Genomic DNA, 23,607 nt, shown 5'->3' on the forward strand with positions numbered 1-23,607 from the left:
GGCATACCAAGACTCATCGTTCCCAGTAGTGGAACGAGTAGCACCAACTGGGACGCGAGCCAAGCAGGTTCGCGGGCCAGGCTCACAAGCCTAACATTCTCTGCGAGGTACCAAGGTATGGCCGGAAAACCCGAGAAGACTGTCACCATCACCGTCAATCAAGACGATCATGAGGTGGCGAAGGAGAAGATCTCGTACGACGAGGTCGTCGCACTCTATCTTTCGGATGGAGGGGCTGGCTCCAACGAATACCTGATCAAGTACTCGCGCGGCCACTCCAACAATGTGAGCGGGACGCTCGCGCCAGGCAACGAGGTGATGGTAAAAGATGGCATGCGGTTCAGAGTTTCGGGAACTGGCGAATCGTAATCGGTTCGTCCAAGACCTTGAAGAGCAAGGTTACCTACTCGATTTCGTGGGCGGCTACTTTCTCATTTACGGCCTGCCCTATTTGAATGAGCGGGGCGAGCTTGCGCATGGAGATTTGGCAAGTCCTGTCGATCTGTCGGCGGAAGGAGTTCTTGATCCACCAAGCAATCACCAGGCTTGGTTCCGAGGCGCGCGTCCGCACGATCAGAACGGTCGCCAACTTCGCCTTGGCGGAGGGGCAGACAAGGTCAAGGTTGCCGAGGGCTTTGAGACGGACAGTTCGTTCTCGTACAAGCTCCTCGACTCGGCGGGTCAGATGCGTTCCTACAACTCGTTCGAAGAGAAGGTGCACACATATATCGATACGATCACGGGCCCCGCATTGGCAGTTTTTCCGGACGCGACCCCGTTGCGAGCCATCGAGGTCAAGGCGGCAGAGCAGGGCACACCGCTGCGTTTCCCTGATACCCTGTCTTCAAGGTATCATATGAACGACGTGTCGAGGCTGCTTGAGGGCAAGAGAGCCGCCATCGTCGGGCTCGGCGGTACGGGCTCGTATATTTTGGACTTCATCGCCCGCACGCATCTGGCCGAAATTGCCTTGTTCGACGATGACAAGGTGCACGTGCACACCATCTTCCGCTTTCCAGGGTTTATTCCGCGAGCGATCGGGTCGCGAAAGGTCGAGGCCCTTGGGCAGCAATACGGACAATGGCACGCCAACATCACAGCTGTCCCGGAGCGGGTGACCGAGGCAAATATAGAGCGGCTTCGAGGCTTTGATTTTGTGTTCCTAGCAATCGACCACGGTCCCTCCCGCATCTTCATCGCTGATTGGCTGAGCGCCAATGGGATTCCCTTCGTAGACTGCGGAATGGGGCTTAACCGGGCACCGGTTGGTTTGAATGGCGTCGTCAGGGTCACCGGTGTAGATCGGGCGGCTTATGAAGCAACCGCGCGAACGGTCTTCCTGCCTGGCGGCGATCCGGAGGGAGGCGAATATCGCCGGCAGGGCCAGATTGCAGAATTGAACGCTCTCAACGCTGCTTTGGCGGTGGTTCGGTTCAAGCAGCACTTTGCGATCTATGACCGTCTGGATGACGCTGCGTCGATCATTTTCGAGACATCATCCTTCGAGATCGACCGGCCGGTGATTGCGAAATGAGCTATCGCTATCAACTGGTGGACCGCATCCCCCCTGACATGAGGGAGGGCGTCGTCTACCACACCGAGGAATTTGAACTCGCCGGGCTGCTGTGCGCCTGCGGCTGCGGCCATCGCATCACCCTCCTGGTGCCCGATAGTCACGAGGTATGGGACGAAGGCGGTTACGCGACAATTCGGCCGTCCATTGGCGTCTTCGATGCGCCGTGCAAGTCGCACTACGTTATCAGCGCTGGCCACGTTCATTGGCTCCCCGCCTTTACCGGCGCCCAGGCGGCCAAGATCATGCATTCGCAGATCGCTCGGCATGTTGCGCGCGACGCTAAGCCAGCCTCACGGTGGCAAAGGGCCAAAACGGCGGTGCTCCGCCTGCTCAGCAAGTTGCGGGCCTTCATCACAAGGTGATGACGCAAGGATTTCGTAGGCTTGGGTTTTGACGCCGGGCGGCCCCGATCTGAGTGTGGGCTCGGCCGAAATCGGATGGTTTCACAATGAGACGACGTTGATCCACCTGCCACAACGGGCGGCTTTCGGGTGCATTCAGCGTCCAGCTGTACATCTCAAATGGAGTGCGGAGCTGTTGATCTCCGCCCGCAGATCGAACGACCGGTTCCAGGCGAAGATCAATGCGGTGCAAACGGGCCTAATGAGGCGGATTGCCGCCCGGCAGCTTTAGGATTGAAAGGCCTCCTAGCTGCCATTTAATGTTGGACCCAGCACCCGCCGTTTTGGGCCAGAGAATCGCTGGTGTATGCCCTCAGCGCGCGCGGAAACGAGAGCCGCCGCTGGAACGTGGCACGCGTAACCGACGCATGCACCGATGGGCCGAATACTCCGCGCTTCGAAAAGACTGTCTTGTCAACCGAAATAGTTCTTCACACTGACCTTCTCGCTATTGCCGGTCCGGTCTTTCGCATGCACAAGCTTGGCGCATGGCCGTCCTCGACAATCCGATCCTCAATACGCCCTTCGCCGCACCCGCAAAACACTGGCTGTTGGACAATACCGGCAAGCCGACCGGAGAGACTGTCGAGGAAAGGCGACGTTCCGAATATATCGTCGCCGTCGCCACGCCTAAACGCAAACGCGGCGGGCAAGAAGAGCTTATCTTCGACGAGGAGACAACAACCGAGAGGCTAGCGAACGACCGCATAAACGCGATCCGCGCGGAAGTTGATCAGTGGCGTATTTCGCCCGAAGCCAGCTGGGGCGTTACCTACGAGACGGCGCGGCTTCTTAAGCATTGGCGCGCGACCGATCGAGAGCGTCCACTATTTTTCTGCCAGGCCGAGGCGGCCGAAACGATGATCTGGTTGACCGAGGTCGCCCCGCGCAGCCCTGTACACGCCAAGCACGTCGAATATTTTCGCGGCATGAGCGAAGCCGCCAATCCCGGCCTATCCCGGCTGGCGATGAAACTGGCGACCGGTGCTGGCAAAACAACGGTTATGGCGATGCTGATCGCGTGGCAAGCCATCAACAAAGCCCGCCGACCGCAATCGAAGACGTTTACCGACGCCTTTCTTCTCGTTGCGCCCGGCATCACCATCAAAGACCGATTGCGGGTACTGATGCCCGAGTCGACCAATTCAATCTACGAGAGGCTGTCGATCGTTCCGCGCGACATGATGGACGATTTGAAGAAGGCCCGGATTGTCGTCACTAACTTCCACGCCTTCCAGCTCAAGGTGAAGACCGAGATCAGCAAGGGCACTCTTGGCGTCCTCCGCGCGCGCGAAGACCCCGACGAGTTCGACGTCCGCTTTCGCGAAACCGAGGCGGACATGGTCAAGCGTGTCATGGCCCCGCTTATGGGAAGGCGCGGGATCGTCGTGATAAATGACGAGGCGCATCATTGCTACGAAGCGCCGCCGGCGAGCGCGTCGGGGCCGGTGGCGCGGTCGGAGGAAGAGAGCCAGGCCGAGGCGGAGGCGGAAGCTGAACAGGCGCGCAATGAGGCGCGCGTCTGGATCAACGGCATTCGCGCCATCGATCGCGTGATCGGTGTGAAAACGGTTTACGATCTTTCGGCGACGCCGTTCTTCCTGCGCGGTTCGGGACAGGAAGAAGGCAAGCTATTCCCTTGGGTCGCGTCAGACTTCTCGCTGATGGACGCAATCGAGGCTGGAATTGTCAAGGTGCCACGGGTGCCAACACACGACGACGTTGTGAAGCGCGACGAGCCGATTTTTCGCCACATCTACAAGCACGTTCGCGACAGCCTGCCGCGAAAGGGTCGTCGCAAATCTACGGCCTTTTCGCCCGACGAGTTGCCGGCGCAGCTCGAAGCGGCGTTGAAGGCGCTCTACCGCGATTACGCCGCGCGATATGAGGAATGGACCACGAAGGGTGCCGAGACGCCGCCTGTGTTCATCGTCGTCGCGAACAACACGTCCACGTCCAAGCTGATCCACGACTGGATCGCCGGCTGGTGCGAGAATCCCGACGAGGAGGACGTGACCAAGCGTCGCTGGCGGGCCGGCAATCTGCCTCTGTTCAACAACGTTCAAGACAGCAAACAGCTCAACCGGCGACGCACGATCCTGATCGATAGCCACGAGCTGGACAGCGGCGACGCCATTTCGGACGCCTTCAAGGAGGTCGCGGCTGACGAAATTGAAGCGTTCCGGCGCGAGGTACGCCGCACTACCGGACGCGATGCCGACGCGATGACCGATGCCGACTTGCTCCGCGAGGTGATGAACACCGTGGGGCAGAAGGGCAAGCTAGGCGCATTGGTTCGCTGCGTGGTTTCGGTGTCGATGTTGACCGAGGGCTGGGACGCGAACACCGTCACCCATATCTTGGGCTGCCGCGCGTTCGGAACGCGCCTGCTGTGCGAGCAGGTCGTCGGCCGCGCGCTGCGCCGCGTGTCCTATGAACCCGACGACCAAGGCATGTTCCGGCCCGAATATGCCGAAGTGCTCGGCGTCCCATTTGACTTCATGCCCGCCAATTCGGCGAAGGACTTTTCGCCGCCCAAGCCACGGACGCGAGTGTTCGCGGACGAGAGCCGCGCCGCACCGGAAATCCGATTTCCGCGCGTGGTCGGCTATCGCGTCCAGTTTCCGAAGGGACGGGTCAACGCCACATTTGTCGATGAAAGCCGGATGCGGATTGGCGCAGACACCCCGATCCCTAAGGAAACCGAGATCGACCCGCTGGTCGGCGCAGGCATCAAGCTCGACTTGGGCGAGCTTGATGCGATCCGGCCGCAGACCGTGGCTTACATGCTGGCCAAGCGCGCGTTGGAGCGCTGGGCGTTGATGGCCGAAAATATGGGTGGCGAGCCCCTGTTTCTGTTCCCGCAATTCCTGAGCGTCGCTCGGCGCTGGCTAAATGAATGCCTACACTTGGCCGATGGTCGCACGGCGGGTTGGCTGAGCCTTGCCGGCTATCGCGATGAGGCGGTCGATCGGATCGTGCGCGCCTGTGCCAAGGCGCTCGACCGCGCGGGCAAGGAGGAAATCTTGCCCGTCATGCAGCCGTTTGAACCGGAAGGATCGAGCCGCTTCGTCGATCTTCACACCGCCAAGACCACTTTGCTCGCGACCGATCCAGCGAAATGCCAAGTCAACTACGTCGTGTACGACAGCGACTGGGAAGCCGCCTTTGCTGAACGACTGGAGCGCATCCCACGAGTGCGCGGCTATGTGAAGAACCACGGGCTTGGCTTCGAAGTGCCCTACCTCTTCATGGGTACGGAGCGAAGCTACCGGCCTGACTTTGTCGTCCATTGGGATGATGGCCGGCTCGATCCGCTGCAACTCGTCGTTGAGATCAAAGGTCGGCGTGACGCCGAGGATGAGGCAAAGGCCGATACCCTAAGGTCCTATTGGCTCGAGGCTGTAAACAATGACGGGCGCTTCGGGCGATGGGGGCCGCCCATCGAGATTGTTAGGCCGTTCGACATGGAACATGCATTCGAGACGATCGTGACTGCGTTCGAGGCGGCCTTGCCGCCCTCAGCGGCGATGGCGGCTTAACGGTGGCGCGGGGGTCGAAGAATCCGCTGGCGATCGCGACGGTACAGCACCGGCGTGAGCGGCGGCGCAACAACCCGACGATGGAACTGCAAAGCTTCCTCACCGACGCGGAAGCCGCGCCCGAGAAGGTTACGCTCGCACGGGCGTTCAGCCCGACGGCGCAGCCGGAGCTATACGACAGGAACACGGCGCTCGACCCGCAACTGGTGTGGGCGGACAGCGAAGATGGACAAGGGGCGGTGCAATTGGTGTGGCGGGGCAAGGACGAGCAGGACGCGGAACCGCTGAGCGTGGACGCGGTGCCGATCTACACGGCGGAGAAGATACATCCGAAAGCGATCATCGACGACATCCGCCGCCGCGCGGCGGCAAGCGTACCGGAGCCGAATGCGCCGGACCTCTTCGCCGACTTCAACGGCATCGACGACGAGGATCGGCTCGACTTCTACCAGCACACGCAGAAATGGACCAATCGCCTGATTCTCGGTGACAGCCTTCAGGTGATGGCCAGCCTGGCACAGAAGGAAGACCTGCGCGGCAAGGTTCAATGCATTTACTTCGACCCGCCGTATGGGATCAAATTTGGTTCGAATTGGCAGGTTTCAACGCGCTCTAGGAAGGTTGAAGACGGGAAGAAGCATGAGGTCAGCCGCGAACCCGAGCAGGTACGGGCTTTTCGAGACACATGGGCTGACGGTATCCACTCCTATCTGAGCTATTTGCGCGATCGTCTAACGGTTATGCGTGACCTGCTGACCGAAAGCGGCTCAATATTTTTCCAAATTGGTGATGAAAACGTTCATCGAGTTAGAGCGGTGATGGATGAGGTATTCGGCAGTAGAAATCTGATCTCCCAGATCACAATTCAGAAGACCGGTGGTCAGCCAAGTGATCTACTGTCAAACACCTCAGATTTTATTTTGTGGTTTGCAAAAGATGCGTCGGTGGTCAAATTTCGACAGACATATTATACGAAATCCGCTGGTGAGGGAGGCGGAACCGGTGAGAGATATGATAGAGTCGACGAGAACGGCCGATTTTTTCAGACCACTAGCCTAACTTCGGCTAAACCTCCTGGCAGCGCTGCATTTAATTTTCAAGGTAGAACCTTTGGTCCGGGTCAACGCTTTTGGACGACTGGGGAGACGGGGATGTTGCGGCTCAAAATGGCTGCGCGCATAGAGGCCGGGCCAAAGACTGTAAGATTTATCCGATACCTTCAGGATTTCGCCGCCTATCAAATCAATAACGTTTGGACCGACGTGGCCGGCGCAGGCGACAAGCTTTACGTCGTTCAGACCTCTCCACGCGTTATTGAGCGTTGCATTCTCATGGCAACCGACCCAGGCGACCTTGTGCTTGATCCTACCTGCGGCTCCGGCACCACTGCCTACGTCTCCGAGCAATGGGGCCGCCGCTGGATCACTATCGATACCAGCCGGGTAGCACTGACCCTGGCGCGCACACGGCTGATGGGCGCGCGTTATCCCTGGTACGCGCTCAAGGATAGCGAGGCTGGCGCGGTGGAGGAACTGGCGCTGCGGCTGGCGCGCAAGCCGACCGAGGCGGAGTCCGCTGAGGCACGAAATGGCGGACCGTTCACGGGCGACATCGCCCACGGCATCGTTCTCAACCGCGTGCCGCACATCACGCTGAAATCAATCGCCAACAATAAGGCGATCGACATCATTTGGGACCAATGGCAGGAGCGACTCGAGCCGTTGCGCGCCGCGCTCAACAACGCTGCCGATACCGCGTGGGAGGAATGGGAGATCCCCCGCTCGCCGATTTACCCTTGGGATGAAAAGCCGGTAAAGGCGCACGCCAAGGCGAAGGCGCTGCTCGCCGAATGCGAGCGAATGCGAAGCAATTTCGATCGCGGCGACAACGAGATCGACGAAACCGACATCGCCAGGCATGACAAGAAGATCGGCAAGGCTATCGGGGAACTGAACAAGTTGCTCGGCCGAAACTTCACCGTCGACAACATTCCCGACCATGCCGGCGATCCGCTTCCCGCCGCCGCGCTCGGCCCCCATGCGGATTGGTGGGAAGCGCGCATCTACCGCCAGAAGGAAATCGACGATTCGATCGCCGCCAACGCCGAGACAGAATATCTGGTCGACAAGCCCGTCGAGCTGAAAGGCACGGTGCGCGTCGCGGGACCATTCACCGTCGACAGCCTCTCCCCGCACCGGGTTCTTCCGGCCGACGAAGACGATCCGATGTTGCTCGCGGCGCTGGACGAGGATGCTCCGACGCCCAACCGACTCGCAATCCGCCAGCGCTCGGGCGAGACCAGCGACGATTTTATGCGCGTCGTGCTCGACAACCTGAAGGTCGCGGGCGTCGGCAACACCAAGAAAGGCGAACGGCTGCGTTTCACCGCGATCCGCCCCTTCGCCGGACGCTACCTCAACGCCGAGGGGCGTTACACCGAAGGAGAAAGCGAGGGCGCCCCAGAGCGTCGCGCGGCGATTTTCATCGGGCCCGAATATGACACGGTAACCCGCGCCATGATCGTCGCCGCCGCGCGCGAAGCGGTCGATACGTTCGACACGCTGATCGTTTGCGGCTTCGCGTTCGAGGCGCACGCGTCGGCCGAGACGATGACGCTTGGCCGGCTGACCGTGCTCAAGGTCAACATGAACCAGGACCTGCGGATGGGCGATCGGCTCAAGACTGCTGACCAAGGCAATCTGTTCGTCGTCTTCGGCGAACCCGACGTCAATTTTCGCGCGCGGGCGGACGGGGAATACGAGGTTGAGATCAAGGGGGTCGACATCTTCAACCCCAACACCGGCGAGCAGAAATCGTCGGGGAAGGTCGAGGATGATGTGGCCTGTTGGTTCCTCGACGACGATTACGACGAGACCAGCTTCTTTGTCAGGCAGGCCTATTTTCTTGGCGGCAAAGATCCATACGAAAAGCTCAAGGCCGCGCTCAAGGCCGAGCTCGATGAGGACGCCTGGCGCGTGCTCAACAGCACCGTCTCACGGCCCTTCCCAGCGCCTTCAACGGGCAAGATTGCTGTGAAGGTTATCAATCACTACGGTGACGAGGTGATGAAGGTCTATAGCGTCGCAAAACCAAGGGGTTAGGTATGATACTGGGGGGATTTTACGACCGGCTTAAAGCATATCGAGCAGAAGGCGGTTCGGCGGAAGGAGCAGAGCTGGAGGCCTGCGTCGAAGCTACCGTCGAGGCGCTGCTGTCATCCGAGACCGACGCGCGACGTCCCGGAATGTTGCTTGGCAAAATCCAATCGGGCAAGACGCGCGCGTTCCTCGGGATAATCGCGTCCGCATTTGACAATGGTTTCGATGTTGCAGTCGTCCTGACTAAGGGCACGAAGACGCTCGCCCAGCAAACTGTCAACCGCATTTCCAGAGAGTACAGCGTATTCCGCGATGCCGAGGAACTCGCGGTATTCGATATCATGAACGTACCCAACCTGACCGATTGGGAAATCGACGGCCACAAGTTGATCTTCGTCGCGAAGAAGGAAGCGAACAATATGCGGCGGCTAGTTAAGCTGTTTGCCGAGACGCATCCGCGGCTGCGGGCCAAACGCGTTCTGATCGTCGATGACGAGGCCGATTTTGCGTCAATCCGCTTCACTAAGAAGAAGGGCTCTGACGACATCGAACAAGGTCGGATTGCCGACCGAATTGACGAATTGCGGCGCGAGCTGAGTAATCCAGCGGTGTTACAGGTGACGGCAACGCCGTACTCGCTTTACTTACAGCCCGACGAGTATGAGCGGCCTGAAGGTGAGAACTTCACGTTCGAGCCGAAGCGGCCGGTCTTTACACAGATTGTGCCGATCCACGGGGGCTACGTCGGTGGCGATGAGTATTTCGGCGAACACGACGAGGAGGCGCCCGAGTACTATCTTTGGCATCCTGTGTCGGAAGACGAGCTAACTGCGCTCAAGAAGGAAGATCGCCGCCGCGTCCGCACCGACGAGGCGCTCTCATCGCCTCGCACCGAGGCATTGCGCCATGCTCTGGTGACATTCGTGACTGCCGCTGCACTCCGACGCCTGCAACAGAAAATGGAAGGCGCCCCGCCTAAGCGCTATTCGATGATCGTCCATGTAGAAACGGCACGAGCATCGCACGCTTGGCAGCATACCGTGGCAAAGGAAATTATCGACGGCATGGCCGCCGCAGCACGGGCGAACGACGTAATTTTCGACCAACTTGTCGAAAGGTCGATCGACGACCTGGCGCGATCGGTAACGGCGGGCGGATGGAACATGCCGGACCGTGCTCAGCTGTTGCGGGAAGTTCGCGAAGCCTTTGTGAAGGGCGGTGTTGTCACCGAACGCGTTAACTCGGATAACGACGTTCAAGCACTGCTTGACGAAAACGCGGAGCTTCGTCTAAGAACGCCGTTCAATGTTTTTATTGGCGGCCAGATTCTTGATCGCGGCATAACGGTTCCAAATTTGCTCGCCTTCTTCTACGGACGTTCCCCGAAGAAGATGCAGCAGGATACGGTGTTGCAACACGCGCGGATGTACGGCGCGAGGCCGAGGGCCGATTTGGCTGTAAGCCGTTTCTACACGACCCCGTCTAACTACGGTACCTTAAAGCGCATTCATGAGTTTGACTCAGCGCTGCGCCATGCGTTCCTAACGGGCGCACATGACCGAGGGGTGGCGTTTGTGATGAAGGATGAAAGCAACCGTGTCGTACCGTGCGCGCCGAGCAAGATACTTGTTTCCAATATAGTATCGTTGAGGCCCAACGCGGCGCTAGTGCCCTTCGGCTTTCAAACGAAGTCACGCACAGAGCTTAGCCGTATCGGCGCAAATCTATCGAAACTGATCCCTACAGCGGCTTTGGAGTCGGGTGATCCTGTGGAGGTCACATGCGAGGAAGCTGTCGCCCTCCTAAGCGGGATAGAACCCTCAGTGACGTTCGAGGGCGGCTACAATTTCGATTGGGAAGCAGCACGAGCGGCGATTGAGTATTATTCCAAGATCGCGTCACCGCCTGCGTCTCGCGGTGGATGCTGGCTTTATGCCGTCACGGGCCGCACAATGAGCCGCAAGCGTACGGGAGGCAGATTTTCAGACTCTCCGCTATCCTACCAAGAGCGCACTGCGTTCCGCTCGCTGCCAGGGTCATTACCCATACTGGCCTTGTTGCAACAGGAAGGCAGCGAGGAGGACGGCTGGCGCGGTGCGCCGTTCTGGTGGCCCGTGCTAGTCGCGCCAGCAAGATCGGTTCCGAGCATCTTCGCCACTTCCGTCCGAGAGTTGGAGGCCGGCGAAGAGGATGACGATTGACGCAGTTCGGCCGCCGGCCGCCGGTCATCAGCTTCATGGACGGAAAGACAAGATCGATGTATGGGCGGAATGCCGTCGCGCGCATCACAGGTCGATCGCTCGGGGAGCGAGCAGGCGTGGGCCGGGCCATATCCAGCCGTTCCATCCCGGGCGGTAAGCGGTGCCGAGCTAGCTGAACAATTGTCCGCTTGTGGGATCGGCTGGCGGCTGCCTAAACGTCGTGGAAGTGGCGCAAACCAGACGCTTGCCTGCACCGGCTATAGCCAGGCCCGAGCCTCGAGAATCTGCGGCGGATGCTCGCAACGCGCCAGAAACGGTCATTTGACTGTTGTGATCGAGCATAAATCTCTGGCTCGATAGACGAAAACTGGCGTCAACGGGACTCCCGGGCACGCGGTTCCGGTCCCGCCGGTGCACCATTCACCAACCAGATTTGAGCACCCCGATCGGAGCCACCCGCCACCGCCCTCCAGACACTCTTCGTGTGTGGTCCGCGCCGGCAGAACAAATTCCTTGTATAGCCGCCCCTGCGTCCGTAGATTTTCATTGGCGTAAACGGCTGGCCCAAGGGAGGGGGGGCATGGCGGGGGTGAATCCCGAAAACATTGAATCTGACTGGGACGCGGAGTCCTCAGGAACCCGTGTGCGGCTCCGAGACAATCCCGGTCGTCAGGGGACGACCACCGGCAGGATCAAACGCGCCGGCAGCTTTCTCATGGTGGAAGTGGATTTCGGCCCCAATGAGAAGCAGTTCAAGCGCTACGACCTGCTGGAACCGGTCAACGAGACGAAAGATTTCATCGACCTGCTCGAGCGCGGCGTCTTCGGTGGCCCTAGCGACCTTCGCCGCGTTCTAACTTTCGAGAAAATCAAAGGCGAGCTGACAAACATCTTCTACTCGATGGAAGCGAGCAATACCGACTTCTATCCCCACCAGTTCAAGCCCGTTATGCGGTTCATCGAGTCGCCAGTCGGCCGGATGCTGATCGCCGACGAGGTCGGCCTCGGCAAGACGATTGAGGCGACTTACATCTGGAAAGAACTACAGGCGCGGGAATCGGCGCGCAGGTTGCTGATCGTCTGTCCAGCGATGCTACGCGAAAAATGGCGCAGCGATCTTCGGAAGCGTTTCAACATTACCGGCGAAATAATCTCTGCCCACGATCTGCTCGATCGCGTGAAGGACGTCGCCGATCACAGGACATCTGACTCCTTCGTCTACATCACGAGTCTGGAAGGCCTTCGTCCGCCGGCGAACTACGAAGATGAGAAGTCCGGCGGTGTGAAAGCCCGCTTCGCTCGACTGCTCGATGAGAACACTGCGACCGAAGACTTCGCCATCTTCGATCTCGTCATCATTGACGAGGCGCATTACCTTCGCAATCCGTCAACGGGCAACAACCGGCTTGCCCGGCTTCTGCGCGAGGCCGGTCACCACCTCATTCTGCTTACCGCGACCCCCATACAGATTGGGAGCGACAACCTTTTCCAGCTGCTCCGGCTCATCGATCCCGACCAGTTCTATGACTCGTTCCTTTTCCAGGAGATCTTGAGCGCCAATTCCTGCATCGTACGCGCGCAACGCTGCCTATGGCAGCAGCCCGCCGATCTGGGCGGAGCCCTTGAAGCCCTGGTGGACGCACGAGAATCCGATTATTTCAGGACCGATCCGGTTCTCATCCGTATCCAGCAATCGCTCCATGACGGCCAGCTCGACACGGAGCGCCGGGTGGAGATTCTGCGTCTCCTCGAAAGCCGTTCCCTGCTTTCGCAATACATGACACGCAGTCGCAAACGCGAAGTGCTGGAGAGGCACGTCGAGCGTGCTCCGCAGACGCTTAGCGTCCGGTTCAGCGAGCCGGAGCTGTCGTTGTACAACCACGTCACGCAACGGATCCGCGACGAGGCGGTGGGTAGAAGCGGTGTTTCTCTGTTCTCGCTCGTTGCGCGCCAGCGGCAGATGGCAAGCTCCATCGTCGGGGCGCTGGAAAGCTGGCGCGACAGCGGGCAGCTTGCCGATCTCCTCTGGGAAGATTTCGGGCTGTCGCCCGAACTAATGGCCGACGCGGCGGGTATTGTTGATGACACAGGCCGTGGGCCTGATGCCGGAAGCGAGCCGTTTGCTGTGGTCTGCGACCTCGCGGCGCTCGAAGAAGGCGATCAGAAGTACAGCGCTCTGAAGGCCTTCCTCACGGCGGAGCTGGCAAAGAACCAGGCGGAGAAATTCGTCATCTTTGCCTTCTTCCGCGGAACGCTCAAATACCTGCGGCGCCGTCTCGCAGCCGACGGGATCAGGATTGGGCTAATCATGGGTGACATGGGCGCGGCCAAGGACGATATCATTCGCAATTTTGCGACTGCGACCGGGCCGTCGGTTCTTCTGTCCTCCGAAGTGGGCAGCGAAGGCATCGATCTTCAGTTTTGTCGGTTTCTCGTAAACTATGATCTGCCGTGGAACCCTATGAAAGTTGAGCAGCGCATAGGCCGCCTGGATCGTCTGGGGCAAAAAGCGGAGAGGATTTCGATCGTCAACCTCTCGGTCGAGAACACGATCGAGGATCGAATCCTGCTGCGGCTCTACGAGCGGATCAATGTGTTTCGCGAAAGCATCGGTGACCTTGAAGACATTCTTGGCCAAGTGACCGAGCAACTGGTCGTCGCTCTGTTCAATCCGAACCTCACGGACGCCGAACGCGAAGGCCGGTCGGCACAGGCAGAGCTCGCCATCCGCAATACACGAAAGGAACAGGAGAGACTCGAGGAGGAAGCTGTAAACCTCGTCGGCTTTTCGGACTACATTCTGGACCATGTGAAAGATAGTCGCGAAAAAGGGCGATGGCTTAGCGCCGAGGAACTTCGTTCCCTTGTCGAGGATTTCTTCGCCCGCAAATTCCCACGCACGAAAATCGAGCCTGTCGACGCGATCGAACACGGGGCGAGAATCGTTCTTTCCGAGGAAGCGCGCGCTTCGCTTGGCTATTTCATCTCCGAGCGGCGACCGTCCACGCGGACGGCCCTCCACAGAAGCAACCGGCCGGTTCTGTGCGTCTTCGACCCCCGTAAGTCTGACGAGACGCCCGCCGATGCGGAGTTCATCGAGCCAAGCCACCCGCTGGTTCGTTGGATCAGGGCGCAGTATGAATCCGAGCTCGATCAGCTCCACCCGGTTAGCGCCATGAAAGTCGTCGCCGACGAGGTCGGCGTGCCGCCGGGCGACTATGTATTCTGCGCACATCGCTGGTCTTTTGTCGGGCTGAGATCGGAACAGTCGCTGACATTCCGGGCGATCCGGGTCGGTGCCGGCGATGCGCTGAGCACAGCCCAGTCGGAACAACTTGTATCCATTGCCGCCCGTATAGGGCAGTCACTCCCAAACGCCGTCAACGTTCTGCCCGACATGCACGTCATTTCCGAAGCTGCGCTCGCCTGCGAGGACGCTTTGGGCGAGGTTTTCGGAGAGAGGCTGGCCGATTTCGAGGCGGAAAACGCCGTTCGCTGCGATCAGCAGAGGACAAGCGCCGAGAAGCTGGCAAGCCGGCGCCTGGAAGGACTGAAGGCGCGCATCCAGCGCTTCAGAAACGAGGGAAACCTTCGGCCCGTCGCCATGACCGAAGGCCTGATCCGAAAGGAAGAGGAACAGCTCAAGACCAAGCTTGACCGGGTAAGCAAAAGACGCGTCGTCGATCCGACCATGATACCTCTGGCCGCCGGGGTGATCCGCGTGGTGGCGCGATGACCGGCTGGCGCGAAAGATTGAAGGTCCTGCGCGAGCGCGTCCTGGGCGGCATGCGGACATCAGCTACCCGCGAAGCGCCGATGACGCCAGTGAAGGACCGAAAGGACGACAGCGCGGCTGCCGGTACGGAAGGCGCGCGGGCGCCGGAACCGCCGCATCAGCAGGCCGCTCCCCTACCTCTCGCTGCACCGTCACCCGTGCGCCCGGCAAGGCTGGCGCCGGCCACCGCCAGAACAGAAACCAAGGCGCCGAAGACCGCCAGACTTTCACCGACATCCAGGGCCAGCCGTTCGCCTGCGAAGGTGGAAAAGCCGGCGCCGCCGCGGGCCTTGCGTCCCGTGGCAATCAACCTGGGCATCGATTTCGGCACGAGCTTCACGAAGGTGTGTTATCGCGATGTGGGGACCGAGGAATCCGGTGTCGTATCGGCCGGCGCTGCCGAAGCTCTGGTGCCGTCTGTCGTTGTCATCTCGCAGACGGGCCGCCTGTACCTTGGTGATGCCGCAAGGTCTGTCAGATCGCCGGTTCACATCCCCTACCTGAAAATGCGTCTCGCCGGCGTGCCGATCGGGGACTTGCTTCCCGAGGTCAAGGGCGTCGATCCAAACGCGCCTGAGTCAGTGAAAGCCCTTTCATCCTGGTTCCTTGCCTCGGTTATCGCGAGGAGCCAGTCATGGATAGCCGGGAACCAAGCCGATCGGCTGAAAGGCCGTTCTGCCGTGTGGTCCGCAAACGTCGGTGTTCCTGTCGAACACTACGACTCTATCGTGCTGAAAACATTCCAGGAGGTGCTTGGCGTCGCCTGGCTGTGGGTCAGGGGCGGCGCGATCCCGGCAACCCTGCGCGAGGCCCTTGCGGCCTACGCCGCCACGCTTCCCCGTCTCGATGCCGAAGTGAGCGACTTTCACGCTGTGCCTGAAATCGCTGCGGCGGTTCAGTCGTTTGTAATGTCTCGCGAAGCACTGGAAGGTATCTACGTCTACTTCGATATCGGAGGGGGCACCGTTGATGGAGTGGCCTTCAACTACATCAATCGGAAGGGTGAACGGCGGATCAATTTCTACTCGGGCAAGGTCGCGTCGTTGGGACTCGCGGCGATCGCCGCCGCGATAGGAGGAGCCGACGGTCCGATCGACGCCACGAGTTTCGAGCGTCTCATGACCTCATGCGGCCCTGAAAAGGGATCTGACGCGACCCTCAAGGTTCGGCGGCTGGTGGCGGAAGTGATTATGACTGCCAAGTTCAAAGACGGGCGAGACTGGCAGGTCGACGCAATCCAGAACCGCGACTACGAGCGCAAGTTCATTGGCCAGCTCGCACCATCCCGCATGAAACCCTTGATCGCGTTTCTCGGCGGTGGCGGCTCAAGATCGAGCTGGTACACGGAAGCCATCTCGTCTACCTACAAAGCCTTCCAGCATGACCGGGCAGGTATTCCTCCCTACAAGTTGCTGCAGGTTCCCGTCCCCAAAGACTTCTCGATGGACGGAGCCGTCAGCAGCGACTTCAACCGGTTCGCCATCGGTTACGGCTTGTCGTTCCCGTTCGGCGAAGGACCTGAGATAGGCCTTCCCAGCGAATTTTCGATCGCTGAAAAACCCGAGCCGCGCAAATTGCGGGGCGTGGTGGACTATGCTGATAGCAAGGACGCCTTTGATTAGGATCTGCAGGTTTTCGACAGACTGCTGGTACAGATTCAGAAGAAACGAGCAGAGCCAATTCAGCTACCGGTCCTCGATCTTTTCAAGGCTTTCCGGTCTATTGCGGAGGACGACTGCCGGGATCAGAATCGGACGTTGGCGGAATACAACTCGGCGCCATTGGCAGACCGGATTTTGAAATTATACTTTTAGCTTGAAGATTGAATATAACTAGCGAAAATATTCGTCTACGGATATAAGCGAGATGTATTTTAAGTATCGTTCGGAGTTTGGATCGCCGAGGAAAACTTCAATGGGATACGACATGCCAAGAAGCGGAAAGACGATCATCTTCAACACGCGCTGGATGAGCGAATATGCCGGTCCCGAGGACAATCTTCCCCGTCCTCATTTCCGTTGGCTGCGTGAGAACGACGGCGACATAGGTGGTGAACGTGAGAACTTTCTCGTTGAGAACGACAGATGCCGCGGCTACGTACAGGTTCACTCCGATCATATAGATCTCGCCGTGCTGGATCCGGGCGCGGAGGACAAGGACGTGATCGACGGAGTAACAGTGATCTTCACGGCTACGCCGGCAACCAAGCGGACGCGTATGATCGGCTGGTACGAAGATGCGAGTCTCCATCGATATCGACGGAAAGGATTGAAGCGGTCGCGTCCCACATTTTCTGCCGAAGCACCAGCCGACCTATGCTATCTGATCCCGCCTGCCGAGCGGACCTTTGACATGTACAAGGGGGCCAAAAGCCACCAGGGGCAGAGCCCGGTTTGCTACATTTCGCGATTGAACCCGTCTTTCGACGCCGAGATCTGCCGGTATCTCGATCGGCTGAAGCGCAGTGGACTGCGGCCGGTCGGGATTGTGCGGGAAAGGGCGCCTGAAGAACGCCGGAAGCGTGGCCGATTGCGAAACGTCGACCCGATCCTGCGTCGCGAGATCGAAGACGCCGCGATCGACGCAGTCTGGAACTACTACGAGTGCCGTGGCTGCGTCGTGAGATCTGTCGAAACCGAGAACAAAGGTTGGGATCTGGAGACCGATGACGGCCTAAAGATCGAGGTCAAGGGTCGGCGGGCAAATGAATTGCTCGTTGAAATGACGCCAAACGAGTACCTCGCGATGCTGAAAGCGGAAGCTGAAATATCGTGGGCTTCGAAATACCGGATTGGCGTCGTGACAAGTGCCCTCGAGGAAGGCGGACGCCTTCACATCTTCGCCTTCAAGGGTGGCGAATGGCGCTGTCAGATTACACAAAGGCCACTGGCTGTTACACCCCTGATGGGGGCCCGGCTGACATCCGGAACCAAATAAGGTGAAGCCCTTTCCCGAGCTAATTGCGGGAACGTTTGCAATGTATTGCTCTCAGGCATGGAGGAAAGGTTGGTCATATCATTCAGGGATTTTCTCAGGTCGCTCAAAAGGCCGTCCGGAGGAAAAATTGGCTACGTCTTCTACCATCTCAGCGAAGACGATTTGGAGGCTCAGCAGACTATACTACTGTTGATGGAAGCCAAGCCCTACGTCGATCTCGGAAAGGGCAGGCGCATTATGTACCATACCGCTCATATTCCGGACGGGCAGGATCACCTGCATTTCGTCGTAAACGGGAAGAAGATCGCCGCAGTCAACCGGGACGGAACGGCTCATGACCGGAGCCATGGCATACAGCTACAAAAATGGGCACTAAAGGGTGCAAAGGCCAACTACCCCTACATGAAGATGCCGCCAGACGGGCTGATCGAGAACCTTTATGCGGTATCAGACAGGCGACTTCTGACGGAAGCTGTCGACGACCACCGTGTTGCTCCACGCGCACTACAAATTGTTGCAGAGCTGAAGGCCACTGAAAAAGATGCCGAACAACTGCAGCAATAGCGCTGCTTGCATACTGTACCTGTCGTACGAACCGCTGCAGCTTCAAACCATCATCGCGCGTCCTCGATATCGAGCGATTCCTTTCTTTGACTCGTGGACATTGGGGCGGTGTCAAAGTCGTATGCCTTTGGGATCGCCTACCGCATGAAGGCGACCGCCATCTGAAGCGAGTGCCTGCTCGAGAGCGGCCCGGTGCGCCTGCCAATTCGCATATTGCTTCTGACCGGCGTCGAAGCCAAAGACAACAAGGTTGACCTGCGGCGTATCTCCCAGAGTGATTTTCCGGGCGCCGATAGCGACCTCGTCGACCAGCGGGTGAACAGCTTGACCGCCCGCACCACGGATCCTGCGCAGATTGCTGCACAACCTCGTGTAGCTTTTCTCCAGGTCGGGCCTATAGGCTTCCAGGATGGCGCGATATGTTGCGATCTGCGCCAGAACCGGCGCCGGAAGTCTGGATCGGATGCTGCCGAGTTCCGGATTCTTGAAGTCTTTGGCCTCCCAGAACACAAGGCGGGCTTTGTCCGTTCCCTGCGGCTCCAGTGCGAGCAGGTCGATACGTGGCGAAGTGATTTCGTCGCCTGGTTCATTCCGCTCGACCGTTCCAGGCAACGCGATCTCTACGTCGACCACTTGCGGATTTGCGATCGCGATTGAGTGGCAACCGCTTTTTTCCTTGCCGGAATAGATGCCCGCTGCCCGCTTCATCAGGGCAATCGACTTGGGTCCTTCGTAGCTTTTGAGGAAGGCCTTGGTCCCGAGCGCGGTGACATCGAATCTTTCACCATCGAAGGCGATCTGACCGCTGAGCTTCGGGTCGAGCAGGAATTTCTCGTGCGTGCTTGCCCTTAGTGCGAGAGGCCCTGCCTCGACCTTGAAGATTGACTGACCTTTCCAGTAGACATTCAGGGATTTGCCGCGAAGCGCGATCACGAGTTCGCGGTCTTCGAGGACGTCACGCCACCAGCCCTTCTCTGCTGCTTCCTCCAGCTTCACAACGAAGTGGTCAGGCAATGACCTGTCAAAATTCTTGATCGTGATTTCGGGCATGTCACCTCGCTGGAAAATCGCTGGTACTTCTTCAAAGGTCCAACTGCTTTGCAAGAATATTCCTTGCTTACCACCTCTACCTATCTTGTTAACAGTCAGTCGCACCAGGCAAGTCTTTGCACGTCGGGCTGACCTGGCGGGACCTGCGTCCTTGCGTACCTGTGAATTCGACATTTTCTGATCGCTCCGATCGATTAGCCAAATGAGACGAAACGTGCCGGCAACCAGAATACTGTGGGGCCAAGTTCTGTCGGTCCTTCTGATCGTACTCGCCACCACCTGGTGTGGAACGCAATGGACGGCGTGGCGACTGGGTTTCCAGGCGCAGCTGGGTCCGCCCTGGTTCGAACTCGCGGGCTACCCGTTCTATTCACCGCCCGCTCTGTTCTGGTGGTGGTTCTTTTACGATGCCTATGCACCAGAGGTTTTTCTCGAGGGTGCGCTAATAGCGGCAAGCGGCAGCTTCGTGGCGATCGCTGTGGCAATCGGCATGTCGGTATGGCGGGCACGCGAGGCGAAGAACGCGGCCACGTATGGTTCGGCACGCTGGGCAACGCGGGACGAAATCGTGGCGGGAGGCCTGATTGGCCCGGACGGCGTGGTACTCGGCAGGCTCGAGCGGGAATATCTGCGCCATGATGGTCCCGAACACGTGCTGTGTTTCGCGCCGACGCGAAGCGGCAAGGGCGTTGGCCTTGTCATTCCGTCGCTGCTTACCTGGCCGGGTTCGGCGATTGTCCACGACATCAAGGGTGAGAACTGGGAACTGACGGCCGGATGGCGCGCGCGCTTTGGCCGCATCCTGCTCTTCGATCCAACCAATGCGTCATCTGCCGCCTACAACCCTCTGCTGGAAGTGAGACGTGGCGAATGGGAGGTCCGCGACGTGCAGAACGTCGCCGACGTGCTGGTTGATCCCGAGGGCTCGCTGGAACGCAGGAACCACTGGGAGAAGACCAGCCACGCTCTGCTGGTCGGCGCCATCCTGCATGTCCTTCATTCCGAAACGGACAAGACGCTTGCCGGAGTTGCGAATTTCCTTTCCGACCCGCAAAGGCCGATCGAGACGACATTGCGCACCATGATGCTGACGCGCCATCTCGGCGATGGCGGACCGCATCCGGTCGTGGCGTCGGCCGCGCGCGAACTGCTCAACAAATCGGAGAACGAGCGGTCAGGCGTGCTTTCGACGGCCATGAGTTTTCTGGGCCTCTACCGCGATCCGGTGGTGGCCAAGGTGACGTCCCGCTGCGACTGGCGGATCGCCGATCTGGTCGAGGACGGGCGGCCAGCGACACTCTATCTTGTCGTGCCGCCCTCCGACATCAGCCGTACCAAGCCGCTGATCCGGCTCGTCCTCAACCAGATAGGCCGTAGATTAACGGAGGATCTCCATGCAAAGGATCACCGACATCGTCTGCTTATGATGCTCGACGAGTTTCCGGCTCTCGGCCGGCTCGATTTCTTCGAGTCGGCGCTGGCTTTCATGGCGGGCTACGGCATCAAGTCTTTCCTGATTGCCCAGTCGCTCAACCAGATTGAGAAGGCCTACGGGCCGAACAATTCCATCCTCGACAACTGTCATGTGCGGGTGAGCTTTGCCACCAATGACGAGCGCACAGCCAGGCGCGTGTCCGACTCGCTTGGAACCGGAACCGAGATGCGCGCCATGAAAAACTATGCCGGCCACAGACTGTCGCCCTGGCTCGGCCATCTGATGGTCTCACGGCAGGAAACAGCGCGTGCGCTGATGACGCCTGGCGAGATCATGCAGCTACCACCGACCGATGCAATCGTCATGGTTTCGGGCCTGTTCCCAATTCGGGCCAGGAAGGCACGCTATTTTTCCGATCCACGCCTTGCCGCGCGCGTCCTTCTGCCACCGAAGCCTGAAACGGCCTCAGGACCATTGCGCCCGGATGACTGGACCGGCGCTACAGTCCCTGCGGTGCCGGAAGGCAATTCTCTGCAATCCAGGACTTCTGAGGATGCGCAGAACGAGGATTCTGCAAATGGCGGCATCCGCCGCCAGCCTGAGCTCCTGGAACACGAGGATGTCGCGCCGGAACGGGCGGTGCAGCGCAGCGACGAGTTCGATCTGGACCGGGACGAATCCGACGATCATGCGCTGCGTCGACGCGCGGTCGATCAGGCCATGCGGCGCGCTGCACGGCAGGCCACCCTCGATCCCGACGACGGCATCGGGCTCTGACCCGTGAAGAACGCGAAGAAAAGACGGCTCTCGGCCTATCTCGATCCTGACGTCATGAACGCGCTTGCCGACTATTCGGCACGGCGCGACGTGTCGCTGTCGCTGATAGCCGAGGCCGCGATTGCCTCGTTCCTGTCGCCGGACGCCGAGGAGCGGAAGGAGGCGGCGATCACAAGGCGCCTCGACCAGATCGACCGGCGCGTGCAGCGTGTCGAGCGTGATGTCGGTATCGCCATCGAGACACTGGCGCTGTTCGTCCGCTTCTGGCTCAACTCGACCCCGGCATTGCCGGAATCCGCGCAAGCCGAAGCCCGCGCAAAAGGTCTGCAGCGGTATGACGCGTTCGTTGACGCGCTTGGCCGCAGGCTGAGCAAAGGACCAAAGCTCAGACAGGAAATCGCTGATGACGTCCCGCCGGCGTTGCCAGCCGACGCGGATGATTCCCCGTCGCGATGACGGGCGTCGGCAAGCCGGCAAGATCGTCGCACCGCATTTTGCAGGTCTCTGCACGCCGCGTTGCGATCGCCCGTTTTGCCTGTTGCAAGGCTGCTATTCATGCCTCTTCTAATTATCCCCGACCGCGGCACGAACAGGCTCGCCGCAGTGAATGGGGATCATCGTGGCAGGCAATCATCATTCTGGCAGGGAAGCGGTGTCGCGCGGCGCGCGCATGCTGCGCACGGCGCTTGGGCCGGCCATAGCCCGCTTCCTTGAAGATCCTGATATCGTCGAGGTGATGCTCAACCCGGACGGGCGCCTCTGGGTCGACCGGCTGAGGGAAGGGCTCTGCGCCACCGATGAAATGCTGGTCCCGGCCGACGGCGAGCGCATCATCCGCCTGGTCGCCCACCACGTCGGCGCGGAAGTGCATCTGGCCTCGCCGCGCGTCTCGGCCGAACTACCGGAGACAGGCGAACGTTTCGAGGGCCTGCTGCCGCCTGTCGTCATGGCACCAGCCTTCGCCATCAGGAAGCCGGCGGTCGCAGTATTTACCCTCGAGGATTACGTCAGCGCCGGCATCATGACCGCTGGCCAGGCCGACGTGCTGCGGCTTGCCGTCGAAAGAAGGAAAAACGTTCTGGTTGCCGGCGGTACGTCGACTGGCAAGACGACGCTGGTCAATGCGCTGCTGGCCGAGGTCGCCAGAACCGCCGACCGCGTCGTGCTGATCGAGGACACGCGTGAACTGCAATGTGCTGCACCGAACCTCGTGGCACTGCGCACCAGGGACGGCGTCGCCTCGCTTTCCGATCTGGTGAAGTCTTCACTGCGGCTTCGCCCCGACCGCATCCCGATCGGTGAAGTGCGAGGCGCCGAAGCGCTCGATCTCCTGAAGGCCTGGGGCACCGGTCATCCAGGCGGCATCGGCACCATCCACGCAGGTTCCGCCGCTGGCGCACTGCTGCGGCTCGAGCAGCTCGTGCAGGAGGCCGTCGTCACGGTCCCGCGCGCGCTCATTGCCGATACCATCGACCTCATCGTAGTTCTCGCCGGCAGGGGTGCCGCGCGCCGTCTCGCCGAGATCGCATGGGTCGAAGGGCTCGATCCCGCCACCGGTGATTACCGCACGCTCGAAGCCAGGCTCGAGACTGCCCCAGCCACAGATCCCCAGTCCTCCATGGAGCCCCAAGAATGAATCCGATCCGCTTCACTTCTTCGTCTATCCCCAGCCCTGATGCTCTGGTCATGCGTGCCGCAGTGACTGCTGCAGTCGTGGCCATGATGATTGTGCCTGCCCGCGCCGCAGGCTCGTCCATGCCGTGGGAAGAACCTCTTCAGCAGATCCTCGAATCTGTCGAGGGACCGGTCGCCAAGATCGTCGCGGTGATCATCATCATTGTCACCGGGCTGTCGCTCGCCTTCGGCGATACGTCCGGAGGCTTCAGGCGCCTGATCCAGATCGTGTTCGGACTGTCGATCGCTTTCGCGGCGAGCTCGTTCTTCCTGTCGTTTTTCTCTTTCGGCGGCGGAGCGCTGATCTGATGGAGGAGGAAGTCCGCGGCTTTTTCGCACCCGTGCATCGTGCCCTGACCGAACCAATCCTGCTCGGCGGCGCGCCACGCGCGGTCGCCATCGCCAATGGCACGCTGGCTGGCGCGGTCGGTCTGGGCTTGAGGCTCTGGATCGTCGGCCTTGTCATCTGGGCGATCGGGCATTTCGCCGCCGTCTGGGCGGCGAAACGCGATGCACAGTTCGTCGACGTCGCTCGCCGGCACCTTCGCTATCCCGCGCATTTCGGCTGCTGAGGGTT

At 59.8% G+C, this 23,607-nt stretch carries 16 protein-coding genes; 15 read left to right on the forward strand and 1 reads right to left on the reverse strand.

Annotation, left to right across the window (positions count from 1 at the left end):
* The first annotated feature begins 117 nt into the window (after positions 1 to 117).
* The 10 genes from A9K65_RS13570 to A9K65_RS13620 all read left to right on the forward strand — a co-directional run bounded on the left by A9K65_RS13570 (position 118) and on the right by A9K65_RS13620 (position 18,094).
* Complete coding sequence (locus tag A9K65_RS13570) at positions 118 to 369, forward strand: multiubiquitin domain-containing protein (RefSeq protein WP_023723761.1); 252 nt, start codon at positions 118 to 120, stop codon at positions 367 to 369.
* Complete coding sequence (locus A9K65_RS13575; protein WP_084016036.1) at positions 329 to 1,534, forward strand: ThiF family adenylyltransferase; 1,206 nt, start codon at positions 329 to 331, stop codon at positions 1,532 to 1,534. The genes A9K65_RS13570 and A9K65_RS13575 overlap by 41 nt, the downstream gene beginning before the upstream one ends.
* Positions 1,531 to 1,938, forward strand: a complete 408-nt coding sequence (locus A9K65_RS13580; protein ID WP_023723763.1) for a DUF6527 family protein — start codon at positions 1,531 to 1,533, stop codon at positions 1,936 to 1,938. Before A9K65_RS13575 ends, A9K65_RS13580 begins: the two co-directional genes overlap by 4 nt.
* 527 nt (positions 1,939 to 2,465) lie before the next feature.
* Positions 2,466 to 5,519, forward strand: coding sequence for a DEAD/DEAH box helicase family protein (locus A9K65_RS13590; protein WP_064994714.1), 3,054 nt, complete (start codon positions 2,466 to 2,468; stop codon positions 5,517 to 5,519).
* Positions 5,520 to 5,521: 2 nt separating this feature from the next.
* Positions 5,522 to 8,620: a site-specific DNA-methyltransferase gene (locus tag A9K65_RS13595; RefSeq protein WP_064994715.1), complete on the forward strand. Its 3,099-nt coding sequence runs from the start codon at positions 5,522 to 5,524 to the stop codon at positions 8,618 to 8,620.
* A gap of 2 nt (positions 8,621 to 8,622) precedes the next feature.
* Positions 8,623 to 10,818, forward strand: coding sequence for a Z1 domain-containing protein (locus tag A9K65_RS13600; protein WP_064994716.1), 2,196 nt, complete (start codon positions 8,623 to 8,625; stop codon positions 10,816 to 10,818).
* A 580-nt stretch (positions 10,819 to 11,398) separates the two neighbouring features.
* The gene (locus tag A9K65_RS13605; protein ID WP_064994717.1) at positions 11,399 to 14,554 is read left to right on the forward strand and encodes an SNF2-related protein; all 3,156 of its coding nucleotides are present in this window, start codon (positions 11,399 to 11,401) and stop codon (positions 14,552 to 14,554) included.
* Positions 14,551 to 16,215 carry a hypothetical protein gene (locus A9K65_RS13610; RefSeq protein ID WP_064994718.1) on the forward strand — a complete coding sequence of 555 codons (1,665 nt, stop codon included), beginning with the start codon at positions 14,551 to 14,553 and terminating at the stop codon, positions 16,213 to 16,215. Before A9K65_RS13605 ends, A9K65_RS13610 begins: the two co-directional genes overlap by 4 nt.
* A gap of 292 nt (positions 16,216 to 16,507) precedes the next feature.
* Positions 16,508 to 17,530: a DUF3883 domain-containing protein gene (locus A9K65_RS13615; RefSeq protein WP_064994719.1), complete on the forward strand. Its 1,023-nt coding sequence runs from the start codon at positions 16,508 to 16,510 to the stop codon at positions 17,528 to 17,530.
* 69 nt (positions 17,531 to 17,599) lie between these two features.
* Complete coding sequence (locus tag A9K65_RS13620; protein ID WP_157678479.1) at positions 17,600 to 18,094, forward strand: hypothetical protein; 495 nt, start codon at positions 17,600 to 17,602, stop codon at positions 18,092 to 18,094.
* Between the two features lie 111 nt (positions 18,095 to 18,205).
* Here A9K65_RS13620 and A9K65_RS13625 read toward each other — a convergent pair whose 3' ends face one another.
* Positions 18,206 to 19,144 carry a hypothetical protein gene (locus A9K65_RS13625; RefSeq protein ID WP_064994721.1) on the reverse strand — a complete coding sequence of 313 codons (939 nt, stop codon included), beginning with the start codon at positions 19,142 to 19,144 and terminating at the stop codon, positions 18,206 to 18,208.
* A gap of 214 nt (positions 19,145 to 19,358) precedes the next feature.
* On the opposite strand from A9K65_RS13625, the gene A9K65_RS13630 reads away from it, so the two are divergent.
* The 5 genes from A9K65_RS13630 (at position 19,359) to A9K65_RS13650 (ending at position 23,602) form a co-directional block, all read left to right on the forward strand.
* Entirely contained in the window at positions 19,359 to 21,356 is a 1,998-nt protein-coding gene (locus A9K65_RS13630; RefSeq protein ID WP_064994797.1) for a conjugal transfer protein TraG, read from the forward strand.
* 54 nt (positions 21,357 to 21,410) lie between these two features.
* Entirely contained in the window at positions 21,411 to 21,812 is a 402-nt protein-coding gene (locus tag A9K65_RS13635) for a CopG family transcriptional regulator (protein ID WP_064994798.1), read from the forward strand.
* 214 nt (positions 21,813 to 22,026) lie between these two features.
* On the forward strand, positions 22,027 to 22,992 hold the full coding sequence (gene trbB / locus A9K65_RS13640) for a P-type conjugative transfer ATPase TrbB (protein WP_198327633.1): 966 nt from the start codon (positions 22,027 to 22,029) through the stop codon (positions 22,990 to 22,992).
* 50 nt (positions 22,993 to 23,042) lie between these two features.
* Positions 23,043 to 23,339 carry a TrbC/VirB2 family protein gene (locus A9K65_RS13645; protein ID WP_064994722.1) on the forward strand — a complete coding sequence of 99 codons (297 nt, stop codon included), beginning with the start codon at positions 23,043 to 23,045 and terminating at the stop codon, positions 23,337 to 23,339.
* Positions 23,339 to 23,602: a VirB3 family type IV secretion system protein gene (locus A9K65_RS13650; RefSeq protein WP_064994723.1), complete on the forward strand. Its 264-nt coding sequence runs from the start codon at positions 23,339 to 23,341 to the stop codon at positions 23,600 to 23,602. The genes A9K65_RS13645 and A9K65_RS13650 overlap by 1 nt, the downstream gene beginning before the upstream one ends.
* Positions 23,603 to 23,607: the final 5 nt, after the last annotated feature.

Source organism: Mesorhizobium sp. WSM1497 (genome assembly GCF_001672455.2).
Classification (GTDB): domain Bacteria; phylum Pseudomonadota; class Alphaproteobacteria; order Rhizobiales; family Rhizobiaceae; genus Mesorhizobium; species Mesorhizobium ciceri.

What these genes read in the sequence shown, in the direction of transcription:
- A9K65_RS13635 (WP_064994798.1), top strand. Translation starts at nt 21,411, where the DNA reads ATGAACGCGCTTGCCGACTATTCGGCACGGCGCGACGTGTCGCTGTCG.
- A9K65_RS13590 (WP_064994714.1), top strand. Translation starts at nt 2,466, where the DNA reads ATGGCCGTCCTCGACAATCCGATCCTCAATACGCCCTTCGCCGCACCC.
- A9K65_RS13570 (WP_023723761.1), top strand. Translation starts at nt 118, where the DNA reads ATGGCCGGAAAACCCGAGAAGACTGTCACCATCACCGTCAATCAAGAC.
- A9K65_RS13600 (WP_064994716.1), top strand. Translation starts at nt 8,623, where the DNA reads ATGATACTGGGGGGATTTTACGACCGGCTTAAAGCATATCGAGCAGAA.
- A9K65_RS13615 (WP_064994719.1), top strand. Translation starts at nt 16,508, where the DNA reads ATGGGATACGACATGCCAAGAAGCGGAAAGACGATCATCTTCAACACG.
- A9K65_RS13605 (WP_064994717.1), top strand. Translation starts at nt 11,399, where the DNA reads ATGGCGGGGGTGAATCCCGAAAACATTGAATCTGACTGGGACGCGGAG.
- A9K65_RS13650 (WP_064994723.1), top strand. Translation starts at nt 23,339, where the DNA reads ATGGAGGAGGAAGTCCGCGGCTTTTTCGCACCCGTGCATCGTGCCCTG.
- A9K65_RS13610 (WP_064994718.1), top strand. Translation starts at nt 14,551, where the DNA reads ATGACCGGCTGGCGCGAAAGATTGAAGGTCCTGCGCGAGCGCGTCCTG.
- A9K65_RS13645 (WP_064994722.1), top strand. Translation starts at nt 23,043, where the DNA reads ATGCGTGCCGCAGTGACTGCTGCAGTCGTGGCCATGATGATTGTGCCT.
- A9K65_RS13625 (WP_064994721.1), bottom strand. Translation starts at nt 19,144, where the DNA reads ATGCCCGAAATCACGATCAAGAATTTTGACAGGTCATTGCCTGACCAC.
- trbB (WP_198327633.1), top strand. Translation starts at nt 22,027, where the DNA reads ATGCTGCGCACGGCGCTTGGGCCGGCCATAGCCCGCTTCCTTGAAGAT.
- A9K65_RS13580 (WP_023723763.1), top strand. Translation starts at nt 1,531, where the DNA reads ATGAGCTATCGCTATCAACTGGTGGACCGCATCCCCCCTGACATGAGG.
- A9K65_RS13575 (WP_084016036.1), top strand. Translation starts at nt 329, where the DNA reads ATGGCATGCGGTTCAGAGTTTCGGGAACTGGCGAATCGTAATCGGTTC.